The sequence below is a fragment of the Mycolicibacterium wolinskyi genome, assembly GCF_002101965.1.
GTDB lineage: Bacteria > Actinomycetota > Actinomycetes > Mycobacteriales > Mycobacteriaceae > Mycobacterium > Mycobacterium wolinskyi.
This window is the reverse complement of record NZ_LQQA01000034.1, coordinates 181,092-207,745: the sequence shown is the minus strand read 5'-3', so window position 1 is coordinate 207,745 and position 26,654 is coordinate 181,092. Positions and strand designations below refer to the sequence as shown.

The following is a 26,654-nucleotide window of genomic DNA, read 5'->3' as shown; positions in this document are numbered from 1 at the left end:
GTGGCCCAACTGCGTTCCTTCATCTTCATCGACCGGCTGCAGCCGCAGACCATGTCGTATCTGGGTACCTGGATCAAAGGTGCGTTGCCGCGCGCCGACATGGCCGCCCAGATCATCGAGGTGGCCCCTGGCCTCGACATCGAAGGGGTCACTGACGTCGCGCTCAAGCACGCCGAGGTGAAGGCCGGGATCCTGGTCGTGGAACGACAATTCGGGTATCTGGAGTTCCACGGCGAAACGGGTGCGGTCAAGGCCGCTGCCGACGCCGCCCTGGATTTCCTCGGCGGTGACCCCGACGCCGCGGTGCGCCCGACGGTGCTCGCGTCCCGGATCATCTCCAGCATCGATCACCAGCACGCGTTCCTGATCAACCGCAACAAGATCGGATCGATGGTGCTGCCGGGCGAATCCCTGTTCGTGCTGGAGGTCCAGCCTGCGTCGTATGCGATCCTGGCGACCAACGAGGCCGAGAAAGCCGCCGACATCAAAGTCGTCGACTTCCGGATGATCGGCGCCACGGGCCGGGTGTACCTGTCGGGCGCCGAGGCCGACGTCCGACAGGCCGCCGAGGCCGCACAGGACGCGCTGGCCGTACTGCAGGGTGTGCGATGACCTATCCCCGCGAGGAACTGCGCGCGCTGGTGCGCGAGGTGGTCCGCGAAGCCGTGGCAGGTCTCAAGACCGCGCCGCCGGCACGCAACGAGCCGGCCCCGCCACCGCCGCAGACAGTCGCCGAGCAGATGGGTCTGGAACCCACCGGACCGCGAGCCGTCGACGGACGCAACCGCACCGAAGAGGTGCGGTTGGCCAACGACAAGGACCTCGACTCGTTCGTACGGAAACTGTTGCGGCTCTTCGAAAGCCCGAAGTCCCGCGCGGACCTCAAAGCCGGACGGTTGACTTTCCGGCTCGCCGGCGCGCCGCGCACGTCCGGCGGTCCGGTCACCCACCGGATCGAGAGCGGTGCGGTGACCGAACGGCACATCGCCGACATGGCGGGCGGCACGCTCGTGCTGGGCCGCCGGGCGGTACTGACCCCGCTGGCGCGGGAGAAGGCTAGGGCTCTGGGGATCACGATCGAGAAGGAGCGCAAATGATTTCAGCGACAGTCACCGGCAACGTGTGGTCGACGCGCCGGATCGACGGCGTCCCGGCCGGCGCGTTCCTCGAGGTCGAGATCGACGGATCGGGCTCGCGGATGATCGCCTTCGACGTCCTGGGCAGCGGGGTCGGTGAACACGTCCTCATCGCCCAGGGTTCGGTGGCCGCGAGCTGGTTCACCGGCACCCCGCCCCCGATCGACGCCCTCATCATCGGATCCATCGACAACAACCCCAACCAATAAGGAGAAACCAATGTCCAGCAACGCAATCGGACTGATCGAGACCAAGGGTTACGTGGCCGCGCTGGCAGCCGCCGATGCCATGGTGAAGGCCGCGAACGTCACCATCACCGACCGTCAGCAGGTCGGCGACGGGCTGGTCGCCGTGATCGTCACCGGCGAGGTCGGTGCCGTCAAGGCCGCCACCGAGGCCGGCGCCGAGACCGCATCGCAGGTCGGCGAACTGGTCAGCGTGCATGTCATTCCGCGTCCGCACAACGAGCTCGGCGCGCACTTCTCGGTGTCCAGCAAGTAGCCATGGCTCCGCCCGACACCGTGACCGAGACGGCGCGGGAACCTGGGATCCGCACCCAGATCCGCGTCTACCTCCTGGTCGAGGATCTCCAACGCCAGTTCGCCGCCTATCTGGGGACACCGACCCGGGCCCGGGGATACCCGCCGTACGAAGGCGAACACGCGCTGATCGTCGAGGTCTCCCCGGCCTTGGCGATCGAGCGGGTGATCGATCTGGCGTTGCGCGAGGTCCCCGGCGTGCAGCCCGGAATCCTCTATGTCGAACGGCAATTCGGCGTCCTGGAGATCCATTCGGCCAACCTGGACGATGTCCGCCGGGCCGGCGAGGCGATCCTGGCCGGTACCGGCAACAAGGCAGCCGACCAGCTGCGGCCCCGGGTGCTCTACCACGACATCATCGAGGACATCACCGACCAGCACGCGGTGATCCTCAACCGCAACCGGCAGGCCTCGATGATCCTGCCGGGCCAGTCGCTGCTGGTGTACGAGATGACGCCGGCGTTGTTCGCCGCGGTGGCGGCCAACGAGGCCGAGCGGGCCGCGCCGGGGCTTACGGTGGTGGACGTGCAGATGATCGGGGCGGCCGGCCGGCTGTACATCGGCGGCAGTACGGCCGATGTCACGATGGCCCGTGACCGCATAACGGTGGTGTTGGCGGGGATCGAAGGACGGGAGCACTGATGAGCGCTTGCGCGAAGAAGCGAGGGCACTGATGGGGGTGATCTCGGACGACCGGGTCGTCGCGCAGCTTGCGCTGGCCGAGTACGACATCTCGCCCGACGCGTCGCTGCGGCTGCTGAACTTGTCGGAGAACGCCACCTATCTCGTCGAAGACGGCGGCACGCAGTCGATCCTGCGGGTGCACCGGCAGAACTATCACCGCCCGCACGAAATCGAATCGGAACTGGACTGGCTGGCGGCGCTGCGCGCTGACAGCGATGTCACGGTGCCGACGGTGCTGCCCGCACGTGACGGCCGCCGTCTCGTCAGCGTGAAGAGCGATGACCCGGCCGGGACCACCCGCCACGTCGTGCATTTCGACATGGTGGGTGGTGTCGAGCCCGACGAGAGTTCGCTCACCGTCCAGGATTTCCACACGCTGGGCTGTATCACCGCTGCGCTGCACGAGCATTCGCAGCGGTGGACCAGGCCTGCGGGTTTCGGTCGGTTCTCGTGGGACTGGGAGCACAGCCTCGGAGCCCAGCCGCGGTGGGGCCGTTGGCAGGACGCGGAAGGCGTCGGGCCGACCGAGACGCGTCTGTTGGAACGGGCCCAGACGCTGTTGCGGCAACGCCTGGAGAAGTACGGCACGACACCCGACCGGTACGGCCTGATTCACGCCGACCTGCGGTTGGCCAACTTGCTGGTCGCTCCGGGTGACGGGGAATCGCAGATCACCGTCATCGATTTCGATGACTGTGGATTCGGCTGGTATTTCTACGATTTCGGCACCGCGGTGTCATTCATCGAGGATGACCCGGCGTTGCCGGATTGGCAGGCGGCCTGGGTCGAGGGTTACCGCACCCGCCGCGAACTACCTGCGGCCGACGAGGAGATGCTGGCCTCGTTCGTGCTGCTGCGCAGACTGCTGTTGCTGGCCTGGATGGGCAGCCACAGCCACTCCAGAGAATCGGCCACCAAGGCGATCAGCTACGCGGCGGGAAGCTGCGAACTGGCCGAGCGTTACCTCAGTTCCGACGGCCTGAGCCTCACCTGAGCCCATCACAAATCCCGAAGGACACAGCCATGTTCACTTCTCTGCAGGGCCGCTCGGCCATAGTCACCGGCGGCAGTAAAGGCATCGGCCGCGGCATCGCCCAGACGTTCGCCAACGCGGGCGTCGACGTGTTGATCACCGGGCGCAATCAAGCCGACCTCGAAGCCGCGGTCACCGATCTGGCCGACGCGCCGGGCCGCGTCAGCGCGCTGAGCGCCGATGTCTCCAGCCCCGAGGACGCGCAGCGTGCGGTGGCAGAGGCGGTGCAGCGGCACGGCGGTCTCGACATCGTCTGCGCCAACGCCGGAATCTTCCCGTCGGGCCGGTTGGAGGAGCTCACGCCCGAAGACATCGAGCAGGTGCTCGGCGTCAACTTCAAGGGCACGGTCTACATCGTGCAGGCCGCCCTGCAGGCGCTGACCGCCAGCGGTCACGGCCGCGTGGTGATCACGTCGTCGATCACGGGCCCGATCACCGGTTATCCGGGCTGGTCGCACTACGGGGCCAGCAAGGCCGCGCAGCTCGGCTTCCTGCGGACCGCCGCGATGGAACTCGCGCCCAAGAAGATCACGATCAACGCGGTGCTGCCCGGCAACATCATCACCGAGGGTCTCGGTGAAATGGGCCAGGATTACCTCGACCAAATGGCCTCCGCAGTGCCCGCCGGCCGGCTCGGTTCGGTCGCCGACATCGGCAATGCGGCACTGTTCTTCGCCACCGACGAGGCGGCCTACATCACCGGCCAATCGCTGGTCGTCGACGGTGGGCAGATTCTGCCGGAATCGCATCTGGCCATCGCCGAACTCTGAGGCACCTCCGGCTAGAATTGGCTGGACCAATACACGGTGAGGGGGCCGGGTGGCAATCCAGAGCGAGGAGTTGCGGCGTCGCATAGTCGCCGACATCAACGCGGGTGCCCCCGGCGCGAAACTCGGCAGTGAACGTGATCTCGCCGACCGGTACGGCACCAGCCGGTCCAGCCTGCGCCAGGTTCTGGCCGCCTTGGAGGAGGCGGGGCTGGTGCACCGGGTCATCGGCCGGGCCGGCGGCATCTTCATCAGCCACGGGCAGGTCGAACGCAACCTTTCCGACGTCGTCGGGGTGCCTGCCTTCCTGGCCAACCAGGGCTATATCGCCGGCACTCGCGTCCTGTCCACGCGGATCACGACACCGGACCAGGCCACCCGGACCGCGTTACGCCTCGGACCGGGCGACTACGTCGTCGAGATTCAGCGGGTCCGCCTGGCCGACGGCTCGCCCATCTCGCTCGAGCACGCCCAGTTCCCGGCCGACGCCTTTCCCGGCCTGCTCGAACAACAACTGGGCGGGTCCCTCTACGAAATCCTCGAATCCCAGTACGGCAAGGTCGCCGGCCGCGCCGACGAGCGCATCGAGGCCGTCAACGCCACCAGCAGTGAAGCAACCCTGCTCGGCATCAAACCAAAAGCCGCGCTGCTGCTGATCACTCGCGTCACATACGACCAGGACGGGTCACCGTGCGAGTTCTCGCGCGACCTGTTCCGCGGGGACCGCACCGCGCTGGCGGTCACCGCGAAAGGCCAAGGGATCGCCGCGCAGGCCGACGCGAACACCGCGTCGGTCACGCTGCAGCGCCAGGCCGGCTGACCTTCGGTCACCGAACCACCGGGAAGAGGGACTCCTCTCCGTCATCCGGCCTGTCATCGGGCCGGTCCTCGCGCCGGTCGTCGGGGTGCACGATTTCGACGTCTCTCGGCTCGGCCGCGGTTTCGTCGATGTCACGTGGCGCGGGCTCCTGCGCGGAAACATCCGGTTCTTCGGCTTCGAGCTTGCGGTCGAGCGACTCCTCGGGTTCCGTCTCATCGGCGGCCTGCCAATCCTCCGGCGGATCGACGACCTCGTCACCGTCGGCGTTGGCCACCTCGTCCGAATCCGTTGCCTCACTTGGCGACAGCGTGTCGTCCGGACCGCCTTCCTCGGGGGTCTCGGACGTCACGTCGCTGCGTTCGTCAGTCATCTCAGTTGGGTGCCCACGGCACCGGCCGGGGAAACACGTCGATCATCACGCCGGCACCGCGTCGGTTTCGCGGTCCCACACCCGGTGTAGGGCCAAGGCGTCGACAACCGCGTCGACGAAATCGGCCGAGACCTCACCGGTGGCGGCCGTCGTCACGACGCCGCGCTCGGCGGTGACGTCGCCGCTTTCGGACACCTGCTCACCCACTCCCGCGGTACGCAGCATCTCGCAACCGTCGCCGAAAGCCGCGACGACCTTGAGGTGCTTGTAGGCCTCCCGCACGAAGTGCACCGCATAGCCGTCACCGGTCAGCCCACTGACCGATTCGGCGCCGCCCGGCACCACAACGGCGTCGTAGAGCACCGAGGCCATCGTGGTCATGCCGCGATCGACCGCCAGCTCACCGCCGGACGCACCCTGCAACGTGCCGCCACCCGCGGGTGCGAGCACCTCGACCGTCGCTCCGCGTTCATCCATTGCGGCGCGGAACTGCTCGACGGCCGCCACGTCGACTCCGTTGTCGGCCAACAGTGCGATCTTGCGCGTCTCGATGCCGCCGCTGACCAGATTGAGCTGGGACAACGCCGGTGATTCCGGCAGGTCCAGCTCGATCGACACCGCGCTCGGCGCAGGCAGACCGAGCTTGGCGGCGACCTGCGTAGCGAGATCGTTGTCCACCAGGTTGAGCTGCTCGACGACCCTGGGCCGGATACCGGTCGACTCGTGGACCTTGCCCAGCTCGAATGCGAACGCCGCGACGATGTGCCGGGCTTCCACCGGCGACATGCTCTTCCAGAACAGTCGGGCCTGACTGTAGAAGTCCTTGAAGCTCTCGGCGCGTTGCCGGATCGTGTGGCCGTCGACCTTCTGCGTGTAATGCCGGAAGACGTCCTCGTCGGCGAGCGCCGGGCAGCCGCCCCCGAGGCTGTTCTTGAAGTAGCTCGTCTTGCCCCGCGGAATGGTGTGCTGGCTGTATCCGTCGTGCTGGTTGTTACGCACCTCGGCGATCGGCCGGTTGACCGGAAGCTGGGCGAAATTCGGCCCGCCCAGGCGAATGAGCTGCGTGTCGAGGTAGGAGAAGTTCCGGAACTGCAACAGCGGATCATTCGTGAAGTCGATACCCGGCACGACGTTTGCGGTGTGGAAGGCCACCTGCTCGGTCTCGGCGAAGAAATTGTCCGGATTCCGGTTGAGCACCATCCGCCCCACGGGCCGTACCGGGACCATCTCCTCGGGAATGATCTTCGTCGAGTCCAACAGATCGAACGGGAAGTTGAACTCGTCCGACTCGTCGACCAGCTGCACGCCGAGTTCCCACTCCGGGTACTGACCGGATTCGATGGAATCCCACAGATCTCGCCGGTTGTAGTCGGGATCGGTACCGGCGATCTTCTGGCATTCCTCCCACAGCAGAGAATGCACGCCGAGCCGCGGTTTCCAGTGGAACTTGACGAAAACGCCTTTACCGGAGGCGTTTACGAACCGGAACGTGTGCACGCCGAAACCCTGCATCATCCGGTAGCTGCGCGGCAACGCGCGGTCGGACATCAGCCACATGATGGCGTGCAGGGTTTCCGGCTGCAGCGATACGAAATCCCAAAGCGTGTCATGGGCGGACGCCGCCTGCGGAATCTCGTTGTGCGGCTCGGGTTTTACCGCGTGCACGAAATCCGGGAACTTGATGCCGTCCTGGATGAAGAACACCGGGAAGTTGTTGCCCACCAGATCGTAATTGCCCTGCTCGGTGTAGAACTTCGTGGCGAAACCGCGGACGTCGCGCACGGTGTCGGCCGATCCACGTGAACCGGCGACCGTGGAGAACCGGACGAACACCGGAGTCTGCAGACCGGGTGTCGTGAGGAACTTCGCGGCCGTGTACTCGGCCAGCGAATCGTCGTAGGGCTCGAAGAACCCGTAAGCTCCTGCGCCACGCGCATGCACCACCCGCTCCGGTATGCGTTCGTGGTCGAAATGGGTGATCTTCTCCCTGGCGTGGAAGTCCTCCAGCAGCGTCGGGCCGCGCTCCCCGACGGTCAGCGCATCGTCGGTGTGGTCGACCCGGACACCCTGCTGTGTCGTGAGATATCCGGTCGCCCGGTCCACCCGGTTCTCGTCGAGCTGATCTTGTTTCGGATTTGCCTTGCCATCGTTTACGTCGGCCACCATGTACTCCCTCGTCGCATCAGGCACCAGGCGCCGAATACCCCTGGCCCCGACCCGACAAACTCGATGCGACGCGGCCTCCGGTACGGGTGACCTCCCTGACGAAATCGCCGAGATACCGGATAGCCCGGCGGCCTTCCGGCAACACATCCGCGGCCAACGGGAAGTCGTGAATCTGCCCGTTCCACACATGCAGATCACACCGGACGTTCGCGTCGGCGAGCCGGTCCGCCAACAGCTCCGAATCCGCCAACAGCGATTCGTCACCGCTGACGTGCACCGCCACCGGCGGCATGTTCGACAGATCGACGGCGGCCGGGTTCACCACGGCCTGCGCATCGCGGTCACGGACGAGCCCCTGTTCACACTGGTGCAGGTACCTTGCGAAGGCCGACAGCGCCGCGCCGGTGAACATCGAGCACCGGCGTGCGTTGCGGTGCGCGAGCTTGCGGGCCGGGTCCAGATCGGTCAACGGCGAGATCGCCGCGACGCCGGCAGCGGGCTCGACACCCCGCGCGATGAGGCGCAGCGCCGTGGCGAGTGCCAGATAGCCGCCCGCCGAATCGCCTGCGATGACCACCTGTCGCGAGTCGTAGCCGCGACGCCGCAACCACCGAAGACCCGCGAGCGCGTCGTCGATCGCCTCGGCCAACCCCCACGCGGGCAGCATCCGGTAGCCGACGTTGAGCACGGCCGCATCGGCGGCCTTCGACAGCCGCGCCACCAGGCCTCGGTGAGTGTTGAGCCCGCACGTCATGAACGCGCCGCCGTGCAGGTAGAGGATCGCGCGCCGGTCCGATGCACCGGATGCGCGCACGAATTCGGCTCGACACATGGGTAAGGCCACCGGCTCGACTGTCGCACCGATGCGCCGCGGGATCAGGCCCACCATGCGGTCGATCGAAGCCAACGGCCAGCCCAGACCGGGCTGCAAGGCCCACATCCGGACGGCGTTGCGCACCACGACCCGACAGCCCGTGGCCAGAGCAATCGCTTCAACACTTCGCCGGCGATGTTCGATGCGCTTGCCGGTCGACGTGCCCAGGCTGTCGTCAACCGAGACTGCGGCCGTGGTCATGGTTACCTTCTCCTGTTTGCTGATGGCGGCATACCCCGGCGAAAGCTGTTGAAACGGCAAAGTGGGTATCCAGTCGGTATGGCCGGAGCAGAGGTATTCGTCCCGGACTCCCGGGACCTGGAAGTGCTGACCACCGCGGCCCGGGGTTGCCGTGGCTGCGATTTGTACCGCGACGCCAGTCAGACGGTGTTCGGGGCGGGCGCGCGGGATGCGCGCATGATGCTGATCGGTGAACAGCCCGGCGACCGGGAGGACCGAGCGGGCGCACCGTTCGTCGGCCCGGCCGGCCGGGTCCTCGACGACGCGTTGCACGCGGCGGGCATCGAGCGCGATTCGGTGTATTTGACCAACGCGGTCAAGCATTTCAAGTTCACCCAGGCGGAGCGCGGTAAACGGCGCATCCACAAGACACCGAGCCGCACCGAGGTCGTCGCGTGCCGGCCGTGGCTCGTGGCCGAACTGGATGCCGTCGAGCCCGAGGTCGTCGTGCTCCTCGGCGCCACGGCGGCGAAATCGGTGCTGGGCAACGATTTCCGAGTCACCCAGCACCGCGGCGAGGTGCTGCACCTACCGAGCGGGATCGCCACGGGCGAACCCGAACTCGTGGCGACCGTGCACCCGTCGTCGTTGTTGCGCGGACCGAAAGAGGACCGAGACATCGCCTTTGACGGGTTGGTCGACGACCTCCGGTTGGCGGCTTCGCTCTGCCACGCGCCGGCTTAGCGGTGCTACTCGGCGATGTCGCCGACCTGGCTGATCTTCTGGTTCCCGAGCTTGCGGTCGAGACCGTCCAACAGCCGGCGCAGAAGCTCGGCGAGTTGTCGTTGTTGATCGGCGTCGAGATGATCGATCAACTCGGCCTCTCGGCCCAGCACCCGGTCGACGAGCTCCTCGACGAGCGCGTGGCCCGCGGCCGTGAGCTCGACATCGACCTTGCGTGAGCCGTCCACCCGGGCGGTGCGCGTGACCAGGCCGTCACGTTCGGCCCGCGCGATCCGTTGCGAGATCGCGCCTGCGGTGATCATGGTCGCCTCCGCCAGTTCGCGGGTGGTCAACCGGTACGGTTCGCCGCTGCGGCGCAGCACCGACAACAAGTCGAGCACCGCGGCATCCGCGCCGGCCGCGGCCAGGGTGCGGCGACGGTCCTCGCCGAGAAGCTTCGCGGCGTGCCAGACGCGCGTGACGATGCCGATCGATCCGACCGCGGTGCCTGGCCGTTCGTTGGCCCACGCCAACGCGATCGCATCGACGGGGTCGTGCGGATCAAGCATGCCATCTCCTCGTTTAGCACTAAACGATCTGCTACGTTTAGCTCTAAACAACCTACCCGAAGCAGAGGAGTGATCATGGGACGCACCGTCGTGGTGACCGGCGGCGGCACCGGAATAGGCCGGGCCATCGCGCAACGATTTGCCGCATCCGGAGACTCGGTCGTCATCACCGGCCGCCGCAAGGCTGTGCTCGAAGAGACGACAGCCACATTGCCGGGCAACGTCGTATCCGCCTGCTTCGACGCCACCGATCCCGATGCCGTCGGCGGGTTCGTGGAATCGCTTGGCGCCGTGGACGTCCTGGTCAACAACGCGGGTGGCAACCGCGACTTCGACGCCGACTCCCCCGGCCAGACCCTGCGCGAGGTCGCCGACGCCTGGCTGTCGAACTTCACCGCCAACGTGCTGTCCGCGGTCATCATGACCACCGCGTGTCGCGACAAGCTCGCGAGCGGCGGGGCGGTCATCACGCTCGGTTCGATCGCCGCCGACCAGGGCTCAGGCTCCTACGGGGCGGCGAAAGCCGCTGTCGCATCGTGGAACATCGAGCTGTCCAGAGCGCTCGGACCACTGGGGGTGACCGCAAACGTCGTATCGCCCGGCTACATCGCCGACACCGAGTTCTTCCGCGACAAGCTGTCCGGTGAACGCACATCAGAGCTCATCGCTGCCACCGCGACGGGACGGGCAGGCACGCCACAGGACATCGCTGCCACCGTGGAGTTCCTTGCGTCGCCGGGCGCGCGTCACCTCACCGGTCAGGTGCTGGCCGTCAACGGTGGTGCGTGGGCGACGCGTTGACCCGGCTAGGCCGTCACACGGACCGTGCGCAGCTGGGGATCCGCCGGATCCGGCAGATTCATGCCGGCCTCCAAACCCGTTCGGAGATAGTCGAGTACGGCCTGATTGAGACGTTCGCCGGGGACCACTGCTGGGATGCCCGGCGGATAGGGGGTGATCTGCTCGGCGGATATCCGGCCCGCCGCCTCCTCGACCGGAACCTTCTCGACCCGACCGAAGAATGCGTCGCGCGGTGACGTGACGGTCGTCAGCTGGATCTCCTCGGGTGACGGCAGATCGACGCGCGGTGGCCGGTCGAAGTCGTCGGCGGCTTTGCGCCACAGGGTCAATGCGTCGATCAACCGGCCCGCGGTGTCGGCGCCGTCGGCGAACGACATGGTCGCCAGGATCCTGCGGTGGTCGGTCATCCCCATGTCCACCTGGCAGTACTCGCGCAGCCAGTCGGCGGCCTGGTAACCCGACGTCCCGGTTTCCGCGACGTCGATCAGTACCTGCAGCCGGTCGAGGTCGTGCGAGGCCTGCACTCCGAGAAGCTCGTCGTCGAGAACCTCGATATCGGGGATCTTCTCGATCTGGTGCCTGGTCTGCTCGGCCAGTTCGAGCGCAGCGCCCATCAACTCGTGCCCGCGCTGCACCATCTGCCGGCGCCATCCGTCGATCGCGGTGTACAGCAACACGTTCGGGCTGGTCGTCATCAGCAGATCGGCACACTGCGACAGCCGGTCCTGGTCGACGAGATCGCCCTGTAGGTGGAATACGGAACCCTGTTCGAATCCGGCACCCATCTTGTGCACGCTCACCACGCACACATCCGCACCGGCATTCATCGCCCATGTCGGCAGGTCCTCGTGGAACGGCAGATGCGCACCCCACGCCTCGTCGACGATCAGCGGCTTGCCGCGCGCGTGACACACCTCGGCGATGCCCTCCAGATCCGCGCAGGTGCCGTACGGGCTCGGGCTGACGATCAACGCCCCGGCGGCGTCGGGATAGCGCTGCCACGTTTCTTCGACCTGCTGTGGCGACGGTGGATGGGACATGTGCCGTTCGGCGTCCCAGCGCGGCGTGATCCAGCGCGGTGTCACCCCGGAGAAGATCAGCCCGGCCACGACCGACTTGTGACTGTCCCGGCTCAGCAGCAGGCTGCCGTCACCACCGGCGACGGCCATCATCGCGGCCTTCACCGACAACGAACTGCCGCACGTGGAAAACCAGGCCACGTCGGCGCCCACGGCCTCTGCCATGAGATCTTCGGCGCGCGTCAGATAGCCGTTGCTGCTACGCCGATCGTCGAGTCCGCCGCTCGCCAGCACATCGCTCAGGAACGGCTCGCGGCCGAGGACCCGCAGAACCCGCTCGTCCACACCACGGCCCTGCCGGTGCCCGGGCGGCGAGAAACCGTACCGGTTTGACGCGTGGTAGGAGTTCAAGGCGTCGAGGAGAGGTGCTTCGGACTGGTTCATCCAGACGGTTTACCCGTCGCTGGGCACTTACAATCGGCGCCCGACGGTCCAGCAGGCCCCGACCACGACGCATCCGATGGCCATCGCCGCGAACGCCGACGGAAACGAATTCGACGTGGCCAATGCACCGACGGCCAGCGCGCCAAGGCCCGTGCCCGCATCGAACCCGACATTCCAGGCCACACTGACGGCGCGGCGGGCGTGTTCGCCGGACGCCGCGAACGCCTGGACCAGCGTGACGTTCTGCAACGACCCGTAGGCCACGCCGACCAGCACCGCGCCCGCGACGACGAGCAAGCCGTGAGCGCCGATCCCGAACGCGACCGTAACCAGGCCGATCGCACCCACATACAGCATCGGATCGATGAACTTTGCCGGGCCGAATCGGTCGGCCACACCGCCGACCAGCCACCGCGTCAACGCCGCCGCACCGGTCAGACCCAGCAGTGCACCGAATGCCACCTCCGCACTGCCGAATTGCGGTGCGAAGGTGAGGATCGCGCCACCCGACGCGGTGATCACGACGAGCGCCGCGATGGACCCCACCAGGCCACGGCTCACCGAGATTCGGTCCTCGGTGGTGCGCGGCGGCGTCGGCACCGAGCGGGTGAACGCCAGTGCCAGCGGCACCGCCAGCAGCGGGGCGGCGGCGAGCACGAACACCAGCTCGAAACCGACGTGCTCGGCCAGCCACGGCCCGGCCGGGGTGAGGACGAATTGCGGTGCGGCGAGGGCCAATCCGTATGCCCCGACCGCGCGGCCCCGATACTCCTGCGGTACCAGACCGGCGATGCCGTCGACACCGGTCACCGTGAGAATCCCGAAACCGAAACCTCGCAGCGCCGCGAGCAGCAGCACCGCCCACAACGAGCCCGCGGCCATGTGCGCCAGTGCAGGCGCGCCCAACAACACCAGTCCGATCGCCAGGGTCACCGGCGCGCCGACACGCTTGAGCAGCCGTCCGACCAGCAGCTGCGCCAGCACCGTGCATCCCATCAGCACGCTGTTGACCAGGCCGGCCCCGAGATTGTCGGCGCCGATGTGCACAGCCCACATCGGCGCGACCGGCAACAGCAATGCGAACCCGGTGAATCCGAGTGCGGCCGATGCCAACAGGGCCGGCATGCCCGGCGTGCGCCATACGTTCACCGGGCGAACACCACGACACCGCCGACGATGGTGGCCGCTACCAAATCCGCGTCCAATTGGTCGAGCACCTGCGCCGGCCCCGCCGACAGCACGCACAGATCGCCGGGCTGGCCCGGCGCGATCGTCCGCGGGACTGCCGGACGTTCGGCCGCACCGCAGAACATCTCAAGGGCCGTGCGCGCCGACACGCGTTCGGCCGGATTCAGCACCACGCCCCGCGGCGTTCGGCGATGCACCGCGGCGCGCATCGCCGCCCACGGGTCCGCGTCACCGAACGGGGCATCGGTGGACAACGCGACGGGGATGCCTGCGGCCGACAACGTCGCCAGGCGCCACAGTTGATCCTGTTCGGTTTCAGCGACGTCGGTGCGATATTGGTCGCCGCGTTCGGCGACGAAGTTCGGCTGCGTCACCACGGTCACCCCGAGGTCGACGAGGTCGGCGATGCAGTCGTCGGGAACCATCGCCGCATGTTCGATGCGGTCGGCGGGGTGGATTCCGGCGACGCGCAGCGCCGCGATCGTCACGATGAGTTGGGCCGCGGTGACGCAATGGATCGCGACGGGGTTGCCGTCGTCGTGGCGGCGGCCGATCCACGCGGTCAGGGCGTCCAGGTCGAGATCGTCGTCGTGCAGTATGCGTTTGCCCGGTGCGAGCCGGTGCACCCGTTGACGTAGGCCGGTCGGCAGGGCGTCGAGGTCGGGCGTGGCGTCGGTGACACCGGTGACGCCGTAGCGGGCCAGGCGCTCGCTGAACTGCCCCACCTGAATTTGTCTGCGTTGCAACGGCTCAGCCCAGGTCGGATCGGCGCTGCGCAATCTGCCGTCAGGATGATCGGGGCGCCCGACGGCCTCCAGCCCGGCCGAGTTGAGGATCCACAGGACGCCGCTGCGATGCTGTACCCGCACCGGCACGGTCGACGTGAGCTCGTCGAGCCGATGCCGGTCCAGCGGTCCGGCCACCACTTCGTGATAGCCGACCGCCCTGATCCAACCGTCACCGCCCGGCTGTGCGCTCGTCAGCGCGCGCCGCAGCTGTGCGGCATCCCGCACATAGTTCGGCCCGACCCGGATCGAATCCTGTTCGGCGGCGGCCGAGTACACGTGCAGGTGATGGTCGTGCAGGCCAGGGATGACGGTGCCGAAGGCCGCGTCGAGCACCGGTTCGCTCTCCGGCAACGACGCCGCGACCTCTTCGATCCGCTCACCGACCCGGATGTCGACCACTGCCCCGTCGATCAGGCTCGCACGCCGAATCAGCATGCCTGCGCCTCACGTTCGGCTATCAGCCGCCGCACTTCGGCGTCGTCGGCGCCCAGCGCGGGCCCGGACGGCGACAGCGGCGGCGCGACCACGCCGACCGCGTCGCCGTCGCCGGCAAGCGGCGCGTACTCGGCGGCAACCGCGGCCATCGCGAACTCGATGAGCTCGCCGCCCCCACGTGCGCAGGACTCCACGACGGCGTGCGCGGCATGCAGACCGGTGAGTGGGTCGGCGATCGCGTCACCGGTGAAAGCCGGTGCCCCGGCGCGGTATTCGACCAGACCTCCGGACACCGCGGCGTCGTCGCCGAATGCCACCCAGTCTGCCCGCTCGCCGGCCGCGCCGTGTCCGGTGATGCGCAGCCACACCCGCCCGTCGCGGGCACTCGCCGATTCCGGGCCGAGTCCGCGGCGCGTGAGCGCGGTGGGGCGCGACGCTTCGATCACGACGTCGGCTGTTTTGAGCAGCGGGCCGATGTCATCGAAAGTCGCTGCGTACGAGAGCTTTCCGTGGTTCATCCAGTCGAAGAACGCCGTGGATCCGGCGCGGGTGCCGTCCGGCCGTCCCGGGTTTTCGACCTTCACCACGGTGGCGCCCGCACGCATGAGCAGTTGGCCGCACAGCGGCCCGGCCCACATCGACGACAGATCGGCGACCAGCAGGCCGGTCAGCGGCCGGGCCGTACTCCGATCGCCGACTCGGGCGATCCGTGGTGGGGCCGCAGCGGTTTCGCCGAGGACGGCGGCGGGCAGGCCGAGAAGCCGGGCCCGCTCGGCGAACTGCGCGGCATCGCGGCGGGCGGCCCACTGTTCGACGGCCGGCCATGGGTCGCTGTTCACCGTGTCGGCGCCGACCAGTGCGGGTACCGCGGCGACGTCATCCGGGCGCGACAACGTCAACGCGACCCAGCCGTCGCCGGTCTTCAGCAGACGTGTGGCCCCGCCCGCCGAGATGCGGCTGCGCGGCGCCAAGCCGAGCAGTGCTGCACGTCCGGTCAGGATTTCGGCGGCATCGACGGCGACACCGGTGGAGGCGGCAAACGCGTCCGCCACCTGTTGCGCCCGGCCGAGCACCGCCGAATTCATCACACGTGTCTCTCAGAACAACAACGCACTGAACCGCCAGTCGAGCACCTGGCGGTCCGCTGCGTCGTCGGGACCGGCGGCGGCGAACACGAGCGAGCGCAGCCGCAGCACACCTGCTTCGGCCGACTCCACGTGCAGTTCGCTGAACAGCGTGTCGTTCTCGTGCACCGGCCCGGTGTGATCGCACGATTCCCAGCCCAGCACCGTGACCAGGTTCGGCAACAGCCGGCAGGCTTGCGCCAACGCCAGCCCGATGGTGTGACCGCCGTACACGAGCCGCTTGCCGCCGGCACGCCAATCGTGGTGTGTGGCAGCGATATTCAGTGTCAATCGAGCGAGCTCGGGTGCGCTCGAGACCACGTCGGCGGTGCTGTGCAAGACGCTACCTACCAATGCCGCGTCGAAATGCGGGCCGGGAACCCTCGCCCGGTAGGCGTCGGCGTCCCACCCTGCGGTCGGGTCGGGGGTCGCGTCGGTACCGATCGCGGTCAGGTCGTCGGTATGGCCGGTGTCTCCCGCGCCGTCGGACAGCGGCAACATGGCGCACCGGTAGAAATCCAGCACGAGTCGTTGGTCCTGGTCGACGGTCGTCATGCGCAACGCGGCCAAGCCGGTCGGCGCACGCCCGGGCTTGTTCGAGTTCTGTTTGAGGCCAACCACTTCGGTGCACGTGAACAACGTGTCACCGATGACTGGATAGCGGTGGAATGCCAGCCCGCGATAGAAGAGGTTGGCTTTCACCCGCTGCGTGACGAGCGTGCTCTGGCCGATCGCGACGTCGCATACGAGCGCCGGGTGGGCGAGCGGGCCGGAGGCGCCGGTGACCGCGGCGGCCAGTTCGGCGTCGAGCGCCAACCGCAGCCGGTCTCCGATGATCGCCTGGTGGGCGGCTGCGGCACCGGCCGTCAGCGTCATCGACGGCGCGGTGTCGAATACCTGGCCCACTTCCAGGTCGTCGAAGTACGGACCCCCGGAAAACTGGCCATGAGCAGTCACGAATTCACATGCTATTCACATGCCGATCGAGGCGGTGAGGCTGCCCAGAAGCTTCAGCGCATCGGCGCTCGTCGTGGCCGGCTCGGCCTGGTAGACCACCAATTCCTGGCCGGGCGCCGACCGCACGTCGAACGTCTGCATCTCCAAGGTCAGCGTGCCGACATCGGGATGGCGAAAGGTCTTGGCCGCGATGGATTTTCCCCGGACCTCATGCCTGGCCCACAGGTCGGTGAACTCCGTGCTGCGGGCGAGCAGTTCGTTGAGCACGGCCGCGACGCGCGGATCATGTGGCGCCAGGCCATGGTTGCGACGAAATCCGGCCACCGCATTGGCTGCGATGTCGTGCCAGTCGACATAGAAATCGCGGGCCCTCGGCTCGGTGAACACCAACAGGATCAGGTTCCCGTCCGCGCCGAAGTCGCCGAACAGCGCCTCGGCCAGCGGGTTCGCGGCCAGCACGTCGAACGCCCGGTTGTAGATCAGCGCCGGATTGTCGGGCCAGGCCGTCATGAGCCGCAGGAGCGCGGGATCGACCCGGTCGGCCGTCCGGACGCTACGCGGGCGCGGCGCCAGCCCGGCCACCCGGAACAGGTGACCGCGGCCGTCGTCGTCGAGCCGCAACGCGGCCGCGAGGGCATCGAGCACCTGCGCCGACGGCGACCGCTCGCGGCCCTGTTCCAGCCGCACGTAGTAGTCGACGCTGACCCCGGCGAGCAGCGCCACCTCCTCACGCCGCAGCCCGGGCACGCGCCGGTGCCCCACGCTCGTCAAGCCGACCTCGGCCGGCCCGACCAGCGCGCGCATGCTGCGCAGGTAATCCCCGAGCTCGGTCATACCGCCACATTATGCGCGGCCCGGCTGCCGTGCCTGGGTGCGCTGCACCCTGGTTCATGATGGCGCGGCGCGGCAGCCTGGCTGGCATGAGCGAATCCAAGATCATTCTCGTCACCGGAGTCACCAGCGGTATCGGCGCGGCCATCGCGACCCGACTGGCCGCCGAAGGCCACCACGTCATCGGCGGTGCCCGCCGCGAAGACCGCCTCGCCGCGCTGGCGCGCGACAACTTGGCCGTGCGCCGCCTGGACGTCACCGATCGCGCCGACGTGGTGTCGTTCGTCGACTGGGCGGTGTCGGAGCACGGGCGCATCGACGTGATCGTCAACAACGCCGGTGTGATGCCGCTGTCGCGACTCGACGCACTGCTGGTCGACGATTGGGACACCATGATCGACGTCAACGTCCGCGGCCTGCTCAACGGCATCGCCGCCGCGCTACCGCATTTCCAGCGGCAAGGTCACGGCCACTTCGTCACCATGGCGTCGATCGGTGCCCATGAAGTGGCGCCGACCGGCGCGGTGTACTGCGCGACGAAGTACGCCGCCTGGGCCATCACCGAGGGGCTGCGGTTGGAGCTCGACCCCGCCATCCGTGTCACGACCATCTCGCCCGGTGTCGTGGAATCCGAACTCGCCGATACCATCACCGATCCGACGGCAGCGGAAGCGATGCGCACGTACCGGGCCGATTCGATCCCGCCCGATGCGATCGCCCGTGCGGTGTCCTACGCCGTGAACGAGTCGCCAGAGGTCGACGTCAACGAGATGATCATCAGGCCGGCCCGCCAACGCTGACGATCTCGTCGACCAGTCCCCACGCCAGTGCGGTCGCAGCGTCGATGGTACGGCCGGACAACACGAGAAAGGCCGTGCGCCAGCGGCCGATTCGGCGAGTGATGCTGACCGTGCCGCCGGCACCGGGGATCAGGCCCAGTGCGAGTTCGGGCAGTCCGAGCGTGGCGTGGGGGTCACAGCTCACCCAGCCGCAGTAGGCGGCCATCTCCAGTCCGCTGCCGAGCACCTGCCCGTGCACGTGCGCACGGCAGCGACGGCCCAAGCGCGCGGTGAGTTCGTCGAGCACCAGCGCGGGGCTGTGCCGGGTGCGGGCGAGGTGCGCGCTCGCCGGATCGGCGAACGAGCCGAATTCGGCGAGATCGCCTCCGCTGCAGAAGGATCGGCCGTTGCCGCCGAGCACGACCTCGTCGACGGACGGATCGAGCCGCGCCACCTCGAGCGCCTCGAGCAGCGCGGCCCTCGCGTCGGTGGAGAACGCGTTGTGTCGCCGCGGCCGGTTGAACCGCACGTGCAGGGTGTTGCCGTCGCGGCGGGCCTGCACCGGATCGGGCAGTTCCGGCACGGTCGCCGGTCCACGTTCGGCCAGCCAGCGGGCGAACTCCGGCCCGGACTGCAGAGTCGAGTACGCGAGCGACTCGGTGATCACGCCACCGAATGCGGGTGCGGCGACGTCGATACTGCGCAACACGTCGTCGCACACCGCGGCGGCTTGCGGCCAGCGTCCGCATCGCTCGGTGAGTTCGGCGAGCGTGTGCTCCACCGAGTCCACGGTGACCGTCATGCGATCGTCGGCCGCGGACTCGGTGAGCGTGAACGTGGCGCCCTCGTCCGGAGTTTCGACACTGACGCGGATACCACCCGGCAGCTCGATCACGTCATGAATACTTCTTGATCAGCTCCTGCTTGTACAGCTTGCCGGTGTCGGTGCGGGGCAGCTGCTCCTCGAACGATATGGATCGCGGACACTTGTAGTGCGACAGGCGCTCCCGCAGCCAGCTCAGCAGTTCCTCGGCGAATTCCGGCGTGGCGTCGGAGGGGTCGACAGTCTGTACGACACCTTTGACGCTCTGGCCCATCTCGTCGTCCGGCACGCCGAACACCGCGGCATCCATCACCTTCGGGTGGACCACGAGCATGTTCTCGGCTTCCTGCGGGTAGATGTTGACCCCGCCCGAGATGATCATGTGGTGGCGCCGGTCGGTCAGGTAGAGGTACCCGTCCTCATCGACGTATCCGATGTCGCCCACCGTCTTCCAGCCGTGCGAGTCGCGTGACGATGCCGTCTTCTCGGCGTCGTTGAGGTACTCGAAGTCCTGGCCGCCCTCGAAGTAGATCTCCCCGGCCTGGCCCGGCGGCAGCTCGTTGCCGTCCTCGTCGAGGATGTGCACGACGCTCGTCATCGCCTTGCCCACCGAACCGGGATGCGTCAGCCACTCTTCGGCGGTGATCAGCGTTGCGCCAATGGCTTCCGAGGACGCGTAGTACTCGTCGACGATCGGCCCCCACCAGTCGATCATCTGTTTCTTGATCTCCACCGGGCACGGCGCCGCGGCGTGCATGACGCGCTGCAGGCTCGACAGGTCATACGAATTACGTACGGATTCCGGCAGTTTCAGCATGCGCGTGAACATGACGGGGACGAACTGGCCGTGCGTCACACCGTGCTTCTGGATCGCGTCGAGCGCGCCTTCGGCGTCGAACTTCTCCAGCACCACGGTCGTGATGCCGCCGGCCTGCACCTGCATCGACCACACCGACGGCGCGGTGTGATACAGCGGCGCCGGGCTCAGATACACCGCATCGGGATGCATCCAGAAGCCGACGAGCGCGGCCATCATGCCGGGGGTTTCCGACGGGGGCACATGCGGCAGTTCGCGTTTGATGCCCTTGGGCCGGCCCGTGGTGCCCGACGAGTACTGCAGCAGATCGCCGTCCATCTCGTCGTCGATCGGGGTATCGGGCTGATCGGCGACGGCCTGCGGATAACGCTGCCAGCCGTCGAGGTCCCCGTCGGCGATCAGCAGGATGTCGGGCAGCCCGTTCGGCAGGTCGCTTTCGAGACCGCTCAGGACGTCGGTGAGCGCGGCCGAGCCGACGATCGCCTTGGCGCCGCTGTTGTCGACGATGTATGCCGCCTCGGCGGGTGTCAGATGCGTGTTGATGGGCACGTAGTACAGCCCGCTGCGGCGCGCCGCCCACATCACGGCGTGGATGTGCTCGTTGTTCTCCATGAGGATCGCGACCACGTCACCCTCCCGCAGCCCGTGCTCACGGAAGTAGTGGGCCAGCCGGTTGGCACGGGCCTCCAACTCACCGAACGTGACGACGGTTCCCGACGGGTACAGGATGATGGCCGGCTTGTCCGGGCTGGCCTTGGCGTGCTCACGGATCTGCATGAGCCGACTGTAATCGGCGCCACTTGACGGGTGTCAAGTGGCTGGTCGCTATTGTTCGTGGCGTGTCAGATGAGCTTTGGACGACCGCGACCCGACACCCGTTTCTCGACGCCGTGCGTGACGGCACCATCACCGATGCGGCGTTCGACCGCTGGTTGTGCCAGGACGCGATCTTCGTCGCCGACCTGCTGACGTTTCAGGCCCGGTTGCTGGCGCGGGCGCCGCGGCGGGCGCAGACCACGCTCGCGGCCGGGTGCGCGGCACTGGTCGCCGAACTGGACTGGTTCGACGAGCAGGCGCGGCGACGCGGCCTGCAGATGACGCAGGAAGCGCTGCCGGCCACGCTGGCCTACCGGAAGCTGCTGGACCGCCTCGACGCCGAGCCGTTCGATACCGCCGTGACCGCGTTGTGGGTCGTGGAACGCGTCTACTTACTGGCCTGGACGTATGCCGCATCGGAGACGTCGAAGTTCCGCGATTTCGTCGAGCATTGGACCACACCGGAATTCGGCGATTACGTCGATGCGCTCGGCGAGCTCGCCGTCACACACGGCAACGACGATGTGGTGCGCGAGGTACTCGAGCACGAGGTGGCGTTCTGGGACATGGCGCAGCGTTGACCCGCGCCGAGCAGACGCCGAAAGCTACTCGGCCAGCCGGTGCTTGAGGGCGTCGAACTCGTCCTTGATGCCGGTCGGCAGTTTCTCGCCGACGAACTCGAACCACTCCTCGATGAGCGGAAGCTCGGCACGCCATTCCTCGGCGTTGACGGCGAGCGCCTCGTCGACATCGGCGGGGTCGACGTCGAGACCGCTCAGGTCGAGGTCCATGGCCGACGGCACGATGCCGATCGGGGTGGAACGGCCCTCGGCCTTGTGCTCGATGCGCTCGATGGCCCACTTGAGCACGCGGCTGTTCTCGCCGAATCCCGGCCAGAGGAACCGGCCGTCGTCGCCACGGCGGAACCAGTTGACGAAGAAGACCTTCGGCAGCTTGGACTCGTCGGCGTTCTTGCCGATGTTGATCCAGTGCTGGAAGTAGTCACCGACGTTGTAGCCGAGGAACGGCAGCATCGCCATCGGGTCGCGGCGCACGGTGCCGACCTTGCCCTCGGCGGCAGCGGTCTGCTCGGAGCCGAGCGTCGCGCCGATGAACACGCCGTGCTGCCAGTCGCGCGCCTCGGTGATCAGCGGAACCGTGGTCTTGCGGCGGCCGCCGAACAGGATCGCCGAGATCGGAACGCCCTGCGGGTCGTCCCACTCCGGCGCCAGCGTCGGGCACTGGGCGATCGGGGTGCAGTAGCGCGAGTTCGGGTGCGCCGCCTTGTCCTCCGACTCGCGGTACCAGTCGTTGCCCTTCCAGTCGATCAGGTGGTCGGGGTCGCCCTCAAGGCCCTCCCACCACACGTCGCCGTCGTCGGTCTTGGCCACGTTGGTGAAGACCGTGTTGCCCTTGGCGATGGTCTTCATCGCGTTGGGGTTGGAGTCCCAGTTGGTGCCCGGCGCGACGCCGAAGAAACCGAACTCGGGGTTGGTCGCGTAGAGCCGGCCGTCCTTGCCGAAGCGCATCCACGCGATGTCGTCGCCGACGGTCTCGGCGCGCCAGCCCGGGATGGTGGGCTGCAGCATCGCGAGGTTGGTCTTGCCGCAGGCCGACGGGAACGCGGCCGCGATGTAGTAGGCCTTGTTCTCCGGCGAGATCAGCTTGACGATCAGCATGTGCTCGGCGAGCCAGCCCTCGTCGTGGGCCATGGCCGAGGCGATGCGCAGCGAGTAGCACTTCTTGCCGAGCAGCGCGTTGCCGCCGTAGCCCGAGCCGTAGCTCCAGATCTCGCGGGTCTCGGGGAAGTGGGTGATGTACTTGGTGTCGTTGCACGGCCACGGCACGTCGGCCTGGCCGGGCTCCAGCGGAGCACCGATCGAGTGCAGCGCCTTGACGAAGAATCCGTCGTCACCCATCTTCTCCAGGGCGGCCTTGCCCATGCGCGTCATGGTGCGCATGGAGACGACGACGTACTCGGAGTCGGTGATCTCGACACCCAGCTTCGGGTCCTCGGCGTCCAGCGGACCCATGCAGAACGGCACCACCCACATGGTGCGGCCACGCATCGAGCCCCGGTACAGGCCGGTCATGATCTCGCGCATCTCGGCCGGGTCCATCCAGTTGTTGGTCGGGCCTGCGTCGATCTCGCGCTGCGAGCAGATGAAGGTCCGCGATTCCACGCGCGCGACATCGGAGGGATCGGAGAGGGCGAGGAACGAATTCGGCTGCTTCTCGTCGTTGAGCTTCTGGAAGGTGCCTACCTCGACAAGGTGCGCGGTGAGCCGGTCGTACTCCTCTTCGGAGCCGTCGGCGAACACCACCCGGTCGGGTTGTGTCAGCTCTGCGACCTCCTGAACCCAGGCCAGCAGTCCTTCGTGTTTGGTCGGTGCGGTGTCCAGACCCGGAATGGTCGCTGAGGTCATCGAATTCTCCTGCGTAGGATTTTTTTGTCGAACGTGAGTGGATACCCAAGCCACGTCACGACGCGGTCACGGCTGCCCCTTTGGGTAGAGGTTAACGCGGGTGACATACCCAGAGTGAACCAGTGCTATGTCCGATGACTCACAGGAACGATTCAGTTTTACGTAAGAAGCCGGTTACTCGTCAGTAGCGCCCGAATCGGCATAAAGTTCGGCCCGAACAGCCTCCAGTGCACGCCGCAGCGGCGGGATCCGCCGGTCGCGTTGGGCAGCCGCGCGGGCCGTCGCGACCGCGTGCTCACGCAACTCGGCATCGATCGCGGCGATCTGTTCGGCCGCGGTCGCGCTCTCGCTCTCGTCGCGTCCGGCCAGTTCGGTGGTGAGCGCGGTTTCGGCCGCGAGCACCCGGGTCGCGACGAGCTCCTCAACGCTGGACCGCAGGTCGGTCGTGGCGTCGTTGACCCAACGGTCCAGCACCGCCCGGTCGTGCAGCAGGCCCCGTGTACTGACCACCCACCCCGCCAGCAGCAGGCCAACGACGGCACCGACGACCAGGCCGGCGACGGCCAACCGGGGCGCCGCACCCGCCAAGAGGCGGCTCACCGCCAACGCGACACCAAGGCCGAAGCCGACGCCGAGCACCATCATCAGCCGCGTCTCCAGGTTGCGGGACTTCAGCGGCGGCGCGGCGATGTCCGGTTGCCGCGGCATCGATGCGGGCGCGGGCGGCGTCAGACCGAGCTCGGCCGCGACATCGCCGAGGTGTTTGGTGACGCCCTCGTCGACCTCGGTCACCACCTCGCCGGCCCGCTGCCGCGCGTACGCCTCGAAGCCCGAAATACGGCGTCTGCCGATGCCTGCGATGTCCTCCTGCAATTCGGTACGTACCGTTGCACCGGTTCCTGGCGAAATACCCGAGCTGAACCCGGGCCTGCTGCAGTTGGCTGCGCAGCGCGATGCTGCGTTCGGTCTTGGCGAGCCTGCGGCTGCGGTTGATCTCGTCACGCCGCTCGCGCAGCGCATCCACGCGCGCCTTGCGGTCGGCGCCCGACCCGTCGGCCTCGTACCGGCCGATCACGGCCTCCAGTCGAGTTTCCCAGGCCCGCAATCTGTTTCGACGCAACAGATCAGGATCGGCCAGGCGCTGCGACAACAGCTCGACAAGGTCGTCGAGCTGGGGTTCGCCGAGGTCGGGCGCCGCCGCGACCCCGACCCACGGCATCCGCTCATAGCGCGATGCCCGCTCGGCGAGAACGGCCGCGTCGGCGTCGCGCACCTCGCGCCAGTTGCGGTGCGCGTCGATCTTCGACAGCACCCCGACCACCAGGTCGGTGTATCGGGACACCAGATCGACCAGGGCGCAGTCGGATTCGGTGACGACAGCGGCGGCGGACACGACGAACACCACTGCCATCGGTGCTTCCCCGGCGAGCAGATCGGTGGACTCGACGAACGTGTAGTCCGGCATCCGGTCGCGCAGCGCCGCCAGCACGCTGCTCGCGCCCGCGAGCCACGGACCGGCTACCAGCACGACGTCACGGGATTCCACCCCCGGCGAGTTGAGCCCAGGGTCGATCGCCGCCACCACAGCATCTGCGGCGTCCGCGGCTCCGACCGGATGCGGCCCAGTCACCGCCCGATGACCCGGTGGTCTGGCGAACTGTCGAGGAGCCGCAGCGAGCCCCGCGCGATGTCGGCACCGCAGCTGCGATGCAGCGCGTTGACCGGGCCTCGGCTGTAGCGCCGCCAGTAGTGGGCGCGGTGCAGGTGCGACTTCCGGTCGTCACCCCGGTCGACCGCGACCCCGTCCGCCTCCACGACGTCGACGGCGGCCCCCATAATCGCGAACACGGTCTCATCGGCGGCCAGGAAACGCGCGGCAGGCTCGCTGCGCAGGGCGCGAAGTTCGGCAAGCGCGCGACGCATCCGGCGATACCGGACCGGTGCGGCGACCGCTGACAGCGCAGCAAGCACCTGGTCGACCTCGCTGAGACGATGCAACAGCGTGGGCAGCCCGTCGGCGTCGGCGCCGCGACTCAGCGCCAGGGCCGCGTGCGCGATGCCGAACCGGTCCAATGCGTCCAACAACTCGACGCGCACCTCGACCGGCAAACCGTGCGGCGCGCGCAGGAACGCGTCGGGCGAGGTCAGATCCGCGGGCTCGGCCGCCACCACCCGCAGCGCCCGCACCAGATGCGGCGCGGGATCGGCACCCGCGAGCAACGCCACCATCGGGACCACCGGAACCCCGGCCAGGCGCCGCAGCTGATCGGCCCGCCCACGGGCGGTGGCCATCGGGCCACCCGGACCCGACCCGGCGAGATCGGCCTTGTTGAGCACGATCAGCACCGGGGTGCCGTCCTGTCGCAGCCGGGCCAGACTCGCGCGATCCTCGGGTTTGAGTACCTCGGCGATCACCAGAACGGAGATTTCGCCGGAGTCGCGCACCGCCACCCCGCAGCCGGCCAGTGCACCGGCGACAGTGCTGACACCGACCCCGCGACGACCGTGAACGGCAACGGTCACATCGGCCGACACGCGCGCGCTGATCTGGGCCAACCGCCGATCGCCGTCGCGGTCGGCAAAGCGCTTGAGCTCGTCTGCGAAAATCTGGCGGCCTTCCCTGTGAGCTCCCCGGTCCTCCGAGAAAATCGTGGCACGTCCCGGGCAGGCTCGCGAACGGATGTTTGGGACCTAACAGTTCAAGGCAACTGTTGGGTATCAATCTGTACCACGATGCGGGCACTTCGCCGCCGATAGGCGACGATGGACGGATGCACGCGCCGAAGTCTGATGTCGTCGGCGAACCGACCCCGACATCCGATGTCGCAGGCGACCCGGCCGGGACCCACCGCCTTCCGCGGGTGACGAGCTTTCGCACCCGCCGCTCGACGCTGTCCGGCGGCCAGCAGAACACGTGGGACCGGCGCTGGCCGGACCTGGGCATCCAGGCCCGCGACGACGACGGCAACCCGGTCACCGACCTCGACATCGAAGCCTGGTTCGGCCGCTCCGCACCGCTGGTCCTCGAGATCGGTTCGGGCACCGGCACGTCGACATTGGCAATGGCCCAGGCCGAGCCGGACATCGACGTGATCGCCGTGGAGGTGTACCGCAAAGGGCTGGCCCAACTGCTCACCGCCATCGACCGCGAGGGCGTGACGAACATCCGCATGATCCGCGGCGATGGTGTCGACGTGCTCGAACACGTGCTCAAGAGCGAGTCGCTCACGGGCGTGCGCGTGTTCTTCCCCGACCCATGGCCGAAGTCCCGCCACCACAAGCGCCGGCTGCTGCAGCCCGCGACGGTCGCGCTGATCGCCGACCGGCTGCGCCCCGGCGGCATCCTGCATGCGGCCACCGACCACATGGGATATGCCGAGCACATCGCCGAGGTCGGCGATGCCGAGCCGCTCCTGCGCCGCGTCGACCTGGACTCGACGCTGCCCATCTCGGTGCGACGGCCCGTCACCAAGTACGAGCGCAAAGCCCTGGCCGGCACCGACGTCGCCGAACTGGTCTGGGAGAAGCGACCGTGACTGTGAGCC

The 26,654-nt window shown here is 67.9% G+C and carries 27 protein-coding genes and 1 pseudogene; 13 read left to right on the top strand and 15 right to left on the bottom strand.

Translation table 11 applies throughout. The annotated features are described in order from the left end of the window. The 8 genes from AWC31_RS35065 to AWC31_RS35030 are packed head-to-tail and all read left to right on the top strand — an operon-like array spanning position 1 to position 4,979. Positions 1 to 612: a BMC domain-containing protein gene (locus tag AWC31_RS35065; protein WP_067848538.1), complete on the top strand. Its 612-nt coding sequence runs from the start codon at positions 1 to 3 to the stop codon at positions 610 to 612. Then, the gene (locus AWC31_RS35060) at positions 609 to 1,097 is read left to right on the top strand and encodes a hypothetical protein (protein WP_085150256.1); all 489 of its coding nucleotides are present in this window, start codon (positions 609 to 611) and stop codon (positions 1,095 to 1,097) included. Before AWC31_RS35065 ends, AWC31_RS35060 begins: the two co-directional genes overlap by 4 nt. Next, positions 1,094 to 1,345 (top strand): EutN/CcmL family microcompartment protein, encoded by a 252-nt coding sequence (locus tag AWC31_RS35055; protein WP_067848544.1) that lies wholly within the window; start codon positions 1,094 to 1,096, stop codon positions 1,343 to 1,345. The genes AWC31_RS35060 and AWC31_RS35055 overlap by 4 nt, the downstream gene beginning before the upstream one ends. Before the next feature lie 10 nt (positions 1,346 to 1,355). Next, positions 1,356 to 1,637 (top strand): BMC domain-containing protein, encoded by a 282-nt coding sequence (locus tag AWC31_RS35050; protein ID WP_085150254.1) that lies wholly within the window; start codon positions 1,356 to 1,358, stop codon positions 1,635 to 1,637. A 2-nt stretch (positions 1,638 to 1,639) separates the two neighbouring features. Continuing rightward, positions 1,640 to 2,317 (top strand): microcompartment protein, encoded by a 678-nt coding sequence (locus tag AWC31_RS35045; RefSeq protein ID WP_085150252.1) that lies wholly within the window; start codon positions 1,640 to 1,642, stop codon positions 2,315 to 2,317. A 31-nt stretch (positions 2,318 to 2,348) separates the two neighbouring features. Beyond that, on the top strand, positions 2,349 to 3,353 hold the full coding sequence (locus AWC31_RS35040) for a phosphotransferase enzyme family protein (RefSeq protein WP_085150250.1): 1,005 nt from the start codon (positions 2,349 to 2,351) through the stop codon (positions 3,351 to 3,353). Positions 3,354 to 3,382: 29 nt separating this feature from the next. Beyond that, positions 3,383 to 4,162 carry a 3-oxoacyl-ACP reductase FabG gene (gene fabG / locus AWC31_RS35035; protein ID WP_085150248.1) on the top strand — a complete coding sequence of 260 codons (780 nt, stop codon included), beginning with the start codon at positions 3,383 to 3,385 and terminating at the stop codon, positions 4,160 to 4,162. 49 nt (positions 4,163 to 4,211) lie between these two features. Continuing rightward, on the top strand, positions 4,212 to 4,979 hold the full coding sequence (locus AWC31_RS35030) for a GntR family transcriptional regulator (protein ID WP_067848560.1): 768 nt from the start codon (positions 4,212 to 4,214) through the stop codon (positions 4,977 to 4,979). A gap of 7 nt (positions 4,980 to 4,986) precedes the next feature. Here AWC31_RS35030 and AWC31_RS35025 read toward each other — a convergent pair whose 3' ends face one another. From AWC31_RS35025 to AWC31_RS35015, 3 genes are read right to left on the bottom strand one after another with little or no spacing between them, the layout of a single operon-like run. Continuing rightward, positions 4,987 to 5,349, bottom strand: a complete 363-nt coding sequence (locus AWC31_RS35025; RefSeq protein WP_085150246.1) for a hypothetical protein — start codon at positions 5,347 to 5,349, stop codon at positions 4,987 to 4,989. 45 nt (positions 5,350 to 5,394) lie between these two features. Then, positions 5,395 to 7,515 (bottom strand): catalase, encoded by a 2,121-nt coding sequence (locus AWC31_RS35020; RefSeq protein WP_085150245.1) that lies wholly within the window; start codon positions 7,513 to 7,515, stop codon positions 5,395 to 5,397. Between the two features lie 16 nt (positions 7,516 to 7,531). Next, positions 7,532 to 8,590 carry an alpha/beta hydrolase gene (locus tag AWC31_RS35015; protein WP_085150317.1) on the bottom strand — a complete coding sequence of 353 codons (1,059 nt, stop codon included), beginning with the start codon at positions 8,588 to 8,590 and terminating at the stop codon, positions 7,532 to 7,534. 78 nt (positions 8,591 to 8,668) lie between these two features. On the opposite strand from AWC31_RS35015, the gene AWC31_RS35010 reads away from it, so the two are divergent. Then, positions 8,669 to 9,313, top strand: coding sequence for a UdgX family uracil-DNA binding protein (locus tag AWC31_RS35010; protein WP_085150244.1), 645 nt, complete (start codon positions 8,669 to 8,671; stop codon positions 9,311 to 9,313). Between the two features lie 5 nt (positions 9,314 to 9,318). Here AWC31_RS35010 and AWC31_RS35005 read toward each other — a convergent pair whose 3' ends face one another. Beyond that, positions 9,319 to 9,861 (bottom strand): MarR family winged helix-turn-helix transcriptional regulator, encoded by a 543-nt coding sequence (locus AWC31_RS35005; RefSeq protein ID WP_085150242.1) that lies wholly within the window; start codon positions 9,859 to 9,861, stop codon positions 9,319 to 9,321. A 75-nt stretch (positions 9,862 to 9,936) separates the two neighbouring features. On the opposite strand from AWC31_RS35005, the gene AWC31_RS35000 reads away from it, so the two are divergent. Continuing rightward, positions 9,937 to 10,662 (top strand): SDR family NAD(P)-dependent oxidoreductase, encoded by a 726-nt coding sequence (locus AWC31_RS35000; protein ID WP_085150315.1) that lies wholly within the window; start codon positions 9,937 to 9,939, stop codon positions 10,660 to 10,662. Positions 10,663 to 10,667: 5 nt separating this feature from the next. Here the strand turns inward: AWC31_RS35000 and AWC31_RS34995 are convergent, their stop codons facing one another. From AWC31_RS34995 to AWC31_RS34970, 6 genes are read right to left on the bottom strand one after another with little or no spacing between them, the layout of a single operon-like run. Further along, the gene (locus AWC31_RS34995) at positions 10,668 to 12,125 is read right to left on the bottom strand and encodes an aminotransferase class I/II-fold pyridoxal phosphate-dependent enzyme (protein ID WP_085150240.1); all 1,458 of its coding nucleotides are present in this window, start codon (positions 12,123 to 12,125) and stop codon (positions 10,668 to 10,670) included. A 27-nt stretch (positions 12,126 to 12,152) separates the two neighbouring features. Continuing rightward, the gene (locus AWC31_RS34990; RefSeq protein WP_308204513.1) at positions 12,153 to 13,274 is read right to left on the bottom strand and encodes an MFS transporter; all 1,122 of its coding nucleotides are present in this window, start codon (positions 13,272 to 13,274) and stop codon (positions 12,153 to 12,155) included. After that, entirely contained in the window at positions 13,271 to 14,536 is a 1,266-nt protein-coding gene (locus tag AWC31_RS34985; protein ID WP_085150238.1) for an amidohydrolase family protein, read from the bottom strand. Before AWC31_RS34985 ends, AWC31_RS34990 begins: the two co-directional genes overlap by 4 nt. Further along, complete coding sequence (locus AWC31_RS34980; RefSeq protein WP_085150236.1) at positions 14,530 to 15,621, bottom strand: CoA transferase; 1,092 nt, start codon at positions 15,619 to 15,621, stop codon at positions 14,530 to 14,532. The genes AWC31_RS34985 and AWC31_RS34980 overlap by 7 nt, the downstream gene beginning before the upstream one ends. 12 nt (positions 15,622 to 15,633) lie before the next feature. Further along, the gene (locus tag AWC31_RS34975) at positions 15,634 to 16,617 is read right to left on the bottom strand and encodes a hotdog family protein (protein ID WP_085150234.1); all 984 of its coding nucleotides are present in this window, start codon (positions 16,615 to 16,617) and stop codon (positions 15,634 to 15,636) included. A 15-nt stretch (positions 16,618 to 16,632) separates the two neighbouring features. Then, positions 16,633 to 17,451 carry a helix-turn-helix domain-containing protein gene (locus tag AWC31_RS34970; protein WP_067848585.1) on the bottom strand — a complete coding sequence of 273 codons (819 nt, stop codon included), beginning with the start codon at positions 17,449 to 17,451 and terminating at the stop codon, positions 16,633 to 16,635. A gap of 86 nt (positions 17,452 to 17,537) precedes the next feature. Here AWC31_RS34970 and AWC31_RS34965 point away from each other — a divergent pair, with 86 nt between their 5' ends. Next, complete coding sequence (locus tag AWC31_RS34965) at positions 17,538 to 18,248, top strand: SDR family oxidoreductase (protein WP_067848588.1); 711 nt, start codon at positions 17,538 to 17,540, stop codon at positions 18,246 to 18,248. On the opposite strand, the gene AWC31_RS34960 is transcribed toward AWC31_RS34965, so the two are convergent. Beyond that, the gene (locus AWC31_RS34960) at positions 18,226 to 19,119 is read right to left on the bottom strand and encodes an enoyl-CoA hydratase/isomerase family protein (protein WP_085150311.1); all 894 of its coding nucleotides are present in this window, start codon (positions 19,117 to 19,119) and stop codon (positions 18,226 to 18,228) included. The two genes, AWC31_RS34965 and AWC31_RS34960, sit on opposite strands and share 23 nt — an antisense overlap. Before the next feature lie 4 nt (positions 19,120 to 19,123). Beyond that, positions 19,124 to 20,644 carry a fatty-acid--CoA ligase FadD4 gene (gene fadD4, locus AWC31_RS34955; RefSeq protein WP_085150232.1) on the bottom strand — a complete coding sequence of 507 codons (1,521 nt, stop codon included), beginning with the start codon at positions 20,642 to 20,644 and terminating at the stop codon, positions 19,124 to 19,126. 62 nt (positions 20,645 to 20,706) lie between these two features. Here fadD4 and AWC31_RS34950 point away from each other — a divergent pair, with 62 nt between their 5' ends. Next, positions 20,707 to 21,264 carry a TenA family protein gene (locus tag AWC31_RS34950; protein WP_085150230.1) on the top strand — a complete coding sequence of 186 codons (558 nt, stop codon included), beginning with the start codon at positions 20,707 to 20,709 and terminating at the stop codon, positions 21,262 to 21,264. A 24-nt stretch (positions 21,265 to 21,288) separates the two neighbouring features. Here the strand turns inward: AWC31_RS34950 and AWC31_RS34945 are convergent, their stop codons facing one another. The 3 genes and pseudogenes from AWC31_RS34945 to AWC31_RS34935 all read right to left on the bottom strand — a co-directional run bounded on the left by AWC31_RS34945 (position 21,289) and on the right by AWC31_RS34935 (position 25,665). Next, the gene (locus tag AWC31_RS34945; RefSeq protein WP_085150228.1) at positions 21,289 to 23,109 is read right to left on the bottom strand and encodes a phosphoenolpyruvate carboxykinase (GTP); all 1,821 of its coding nucleotides are present in this window, start codon (positions 23,107 to 23,109) and stop codon (positions 21,289 to 21,291) included. Positions 23,110 to 23,283: 174 nt separating this feature from the next. Then, positions 23,284 to 24,739: pseudogene (locus AWC31_RS34940) on the bottom strand (hypothetical protein). Beyond that, positions 24,736 to 25,665, bottom strand: a complete 930-nt coding sequence (locus AWC31_RS34935) for a P-loop NTPase family protein (RefSeq protein ID WP_085150226.1) — start codon at positions 25,663 to 25,665, stop codon at positions 24,736 to 24,738. The pseudogene AWC31_RS34940 and the gene AWC31_RS34935 overlap by 4 nt, the downstream one beginning before the upstream one ends. A 197-nt stretch (positions 25,666 to 25,862) precedes the next feature. On the opposite strand from AWC31_RS34935, the gene trmB reads away from it, so the two are divergent. Continuing rightward, entirely contained in the window at positions 25,863 to 26,645 is a 783-nt protein-coding gene (gene trmB / locus AWC31_RS34930; RefSeq protein ID WP_165766109.1) for a tRNA (guanosine(46)-N7)-methyltransferase TrmB, read from the top strand. The last annotated feature ends 9 nt before the right edge of the window (positions 26,646 to 26,654 follow it).

Excerpts from the sequence above, each read along its gene's own strand:
- fadD4 (WP_085150232.1), bottom strand. The coding sequence starts at position 20,644 with ATGCAGATCCGTGAGCACGCCAAGGCCAGCCCGGACAAGCCGGCCATC.
- AWC31_RS35040 (WP_085150250.1), top strand. The coding sequence starts at position 2,349 with ATGGGGGTGATCTCGGACGACCGGGTCGTCGCGCAGCTTGCGCTGGCC.
- AWC31_RS34985 (WP_085150238.1), bottom strand. The coding sequence starts at position 14,536 with ATGCTGATTCGGCGTGCGAGCCTGATCGACGGGGCAGTGGTCGACATC.
- AWC31_RS35050 (WP_085150254.1), top strand. The coding sequence starts at position 1,356 with ATGTCCAGCAACGCAATCGGACTGATCGAGACCAAGGGTTACGTGGCC.
- AWC31_RS35020 (WP_085150245.1), bottom strand. The coding sequence starts at position 7,515 with ATGGTGGCCGACGTAAACGATGGCAAGGCAAATCCGAAACAAGATCAG.
- fabG (WP_085150248.1), top strand. The coding sequence starts at position 3,383 with ATGTTCACTTCTCTGCAGGGCCGCTCGGCCATAGTCACCGGCGGCAGT.
- AWC31_RS34965 (WP_067848588.1), top strand. The coding sequence starts at position 17,538 with ATGAGCGAATCCAAGATCATTCTCGTCACCGGAGTCACCAGCGGTATC.
- AWC31_RS34980 (WP_085150236.1), bottom strand. The coding sequence starts at position 15,621 with ATGAATTCGGCGGTGCTCGGCCGGGCGCAACAGGTGGCGGACGCGTTT.
- AWC31_RS34945 (WP_085150228.1), bottom strand. The coding sequence starts at position 23,109 with ATGACCTCAGCGACCATTCCGGGTCTGGACACCGCACCGACCAAACAC.
- AWC31_RS35025 (WP_085150246.1), bottom strand. The coding sequence starts at position 5,349 with ATGACTGACGAACGCAGCGACGTGACGTCCGAGACCCCCGAGGAAGGC.
- AWC31_RS35015 (WP_085150317.1), bottom strand. The coding sequence starts at position 8,590 with ATGACCACGGCCGCAGTCTCGGTTGACGACAGCCTGGGCACGTCGACC.
- AWC31_RS35045 (WP_085150252.1), top strand. The coding sequence starts at position 1,640 with ATGGCTCCGCCCGACACCGTGACCGAGACGGCGCGGGAACCTGGGATC.
- AWC31_RS35055 (WP_067848544.1), top strand. The coding sequence starts at position 1,094 with ATGATTTCAGCGACAGTCACCGGCAACGTGTGGTCGACGCGCCGGATC.
- AWC31_RS35005 (WP_085150242.1), bottom strand. The coding sequence starts at position 9,861 with ATGCTTGATCCGCACGACCCCGTCGATGCGATCGCGTTGGCGTGGGCC.
- AWC31_RS34970 (WP_067848585.1), bottom strand. The coding sequence starts at position 17,451 with ATGACCGAGCTCGGGGATTACCTGCGCAGCATGCGCGCGCTGGTCGGG.
- AWC31_RS35060 (WP_085150256.1), top strand. The coding sequence starts at position 609 with ATGACCTATCCCCGCGAGGAACTGCGCGCGCTGGTGCGCGAGGTGGTC.
- AWC31_RS35010 (WP_085150244.1), top strand. The coding sequence starts at position 8,669 with ATGGCCGGAGCAGAGGTATTCGTCCCGGACTCCCGGGACCTGGAAGTG.
- AWC31_RS34995 (WP_085150240.1), bottom strand. The coding sequence starts at position 12,125 with ATGAACCAGTCCGAAGCACCTCTCCTCGACGCCTTGAACTCCTACCAC.
- AWC31_RS35000 (WP_085150315.1), top strand. The coding sequence starts at position 9,937 with ATGGGACGCACCGTCGTGGTGACCGGCGGCGGCACCGGAATAGGCCGG.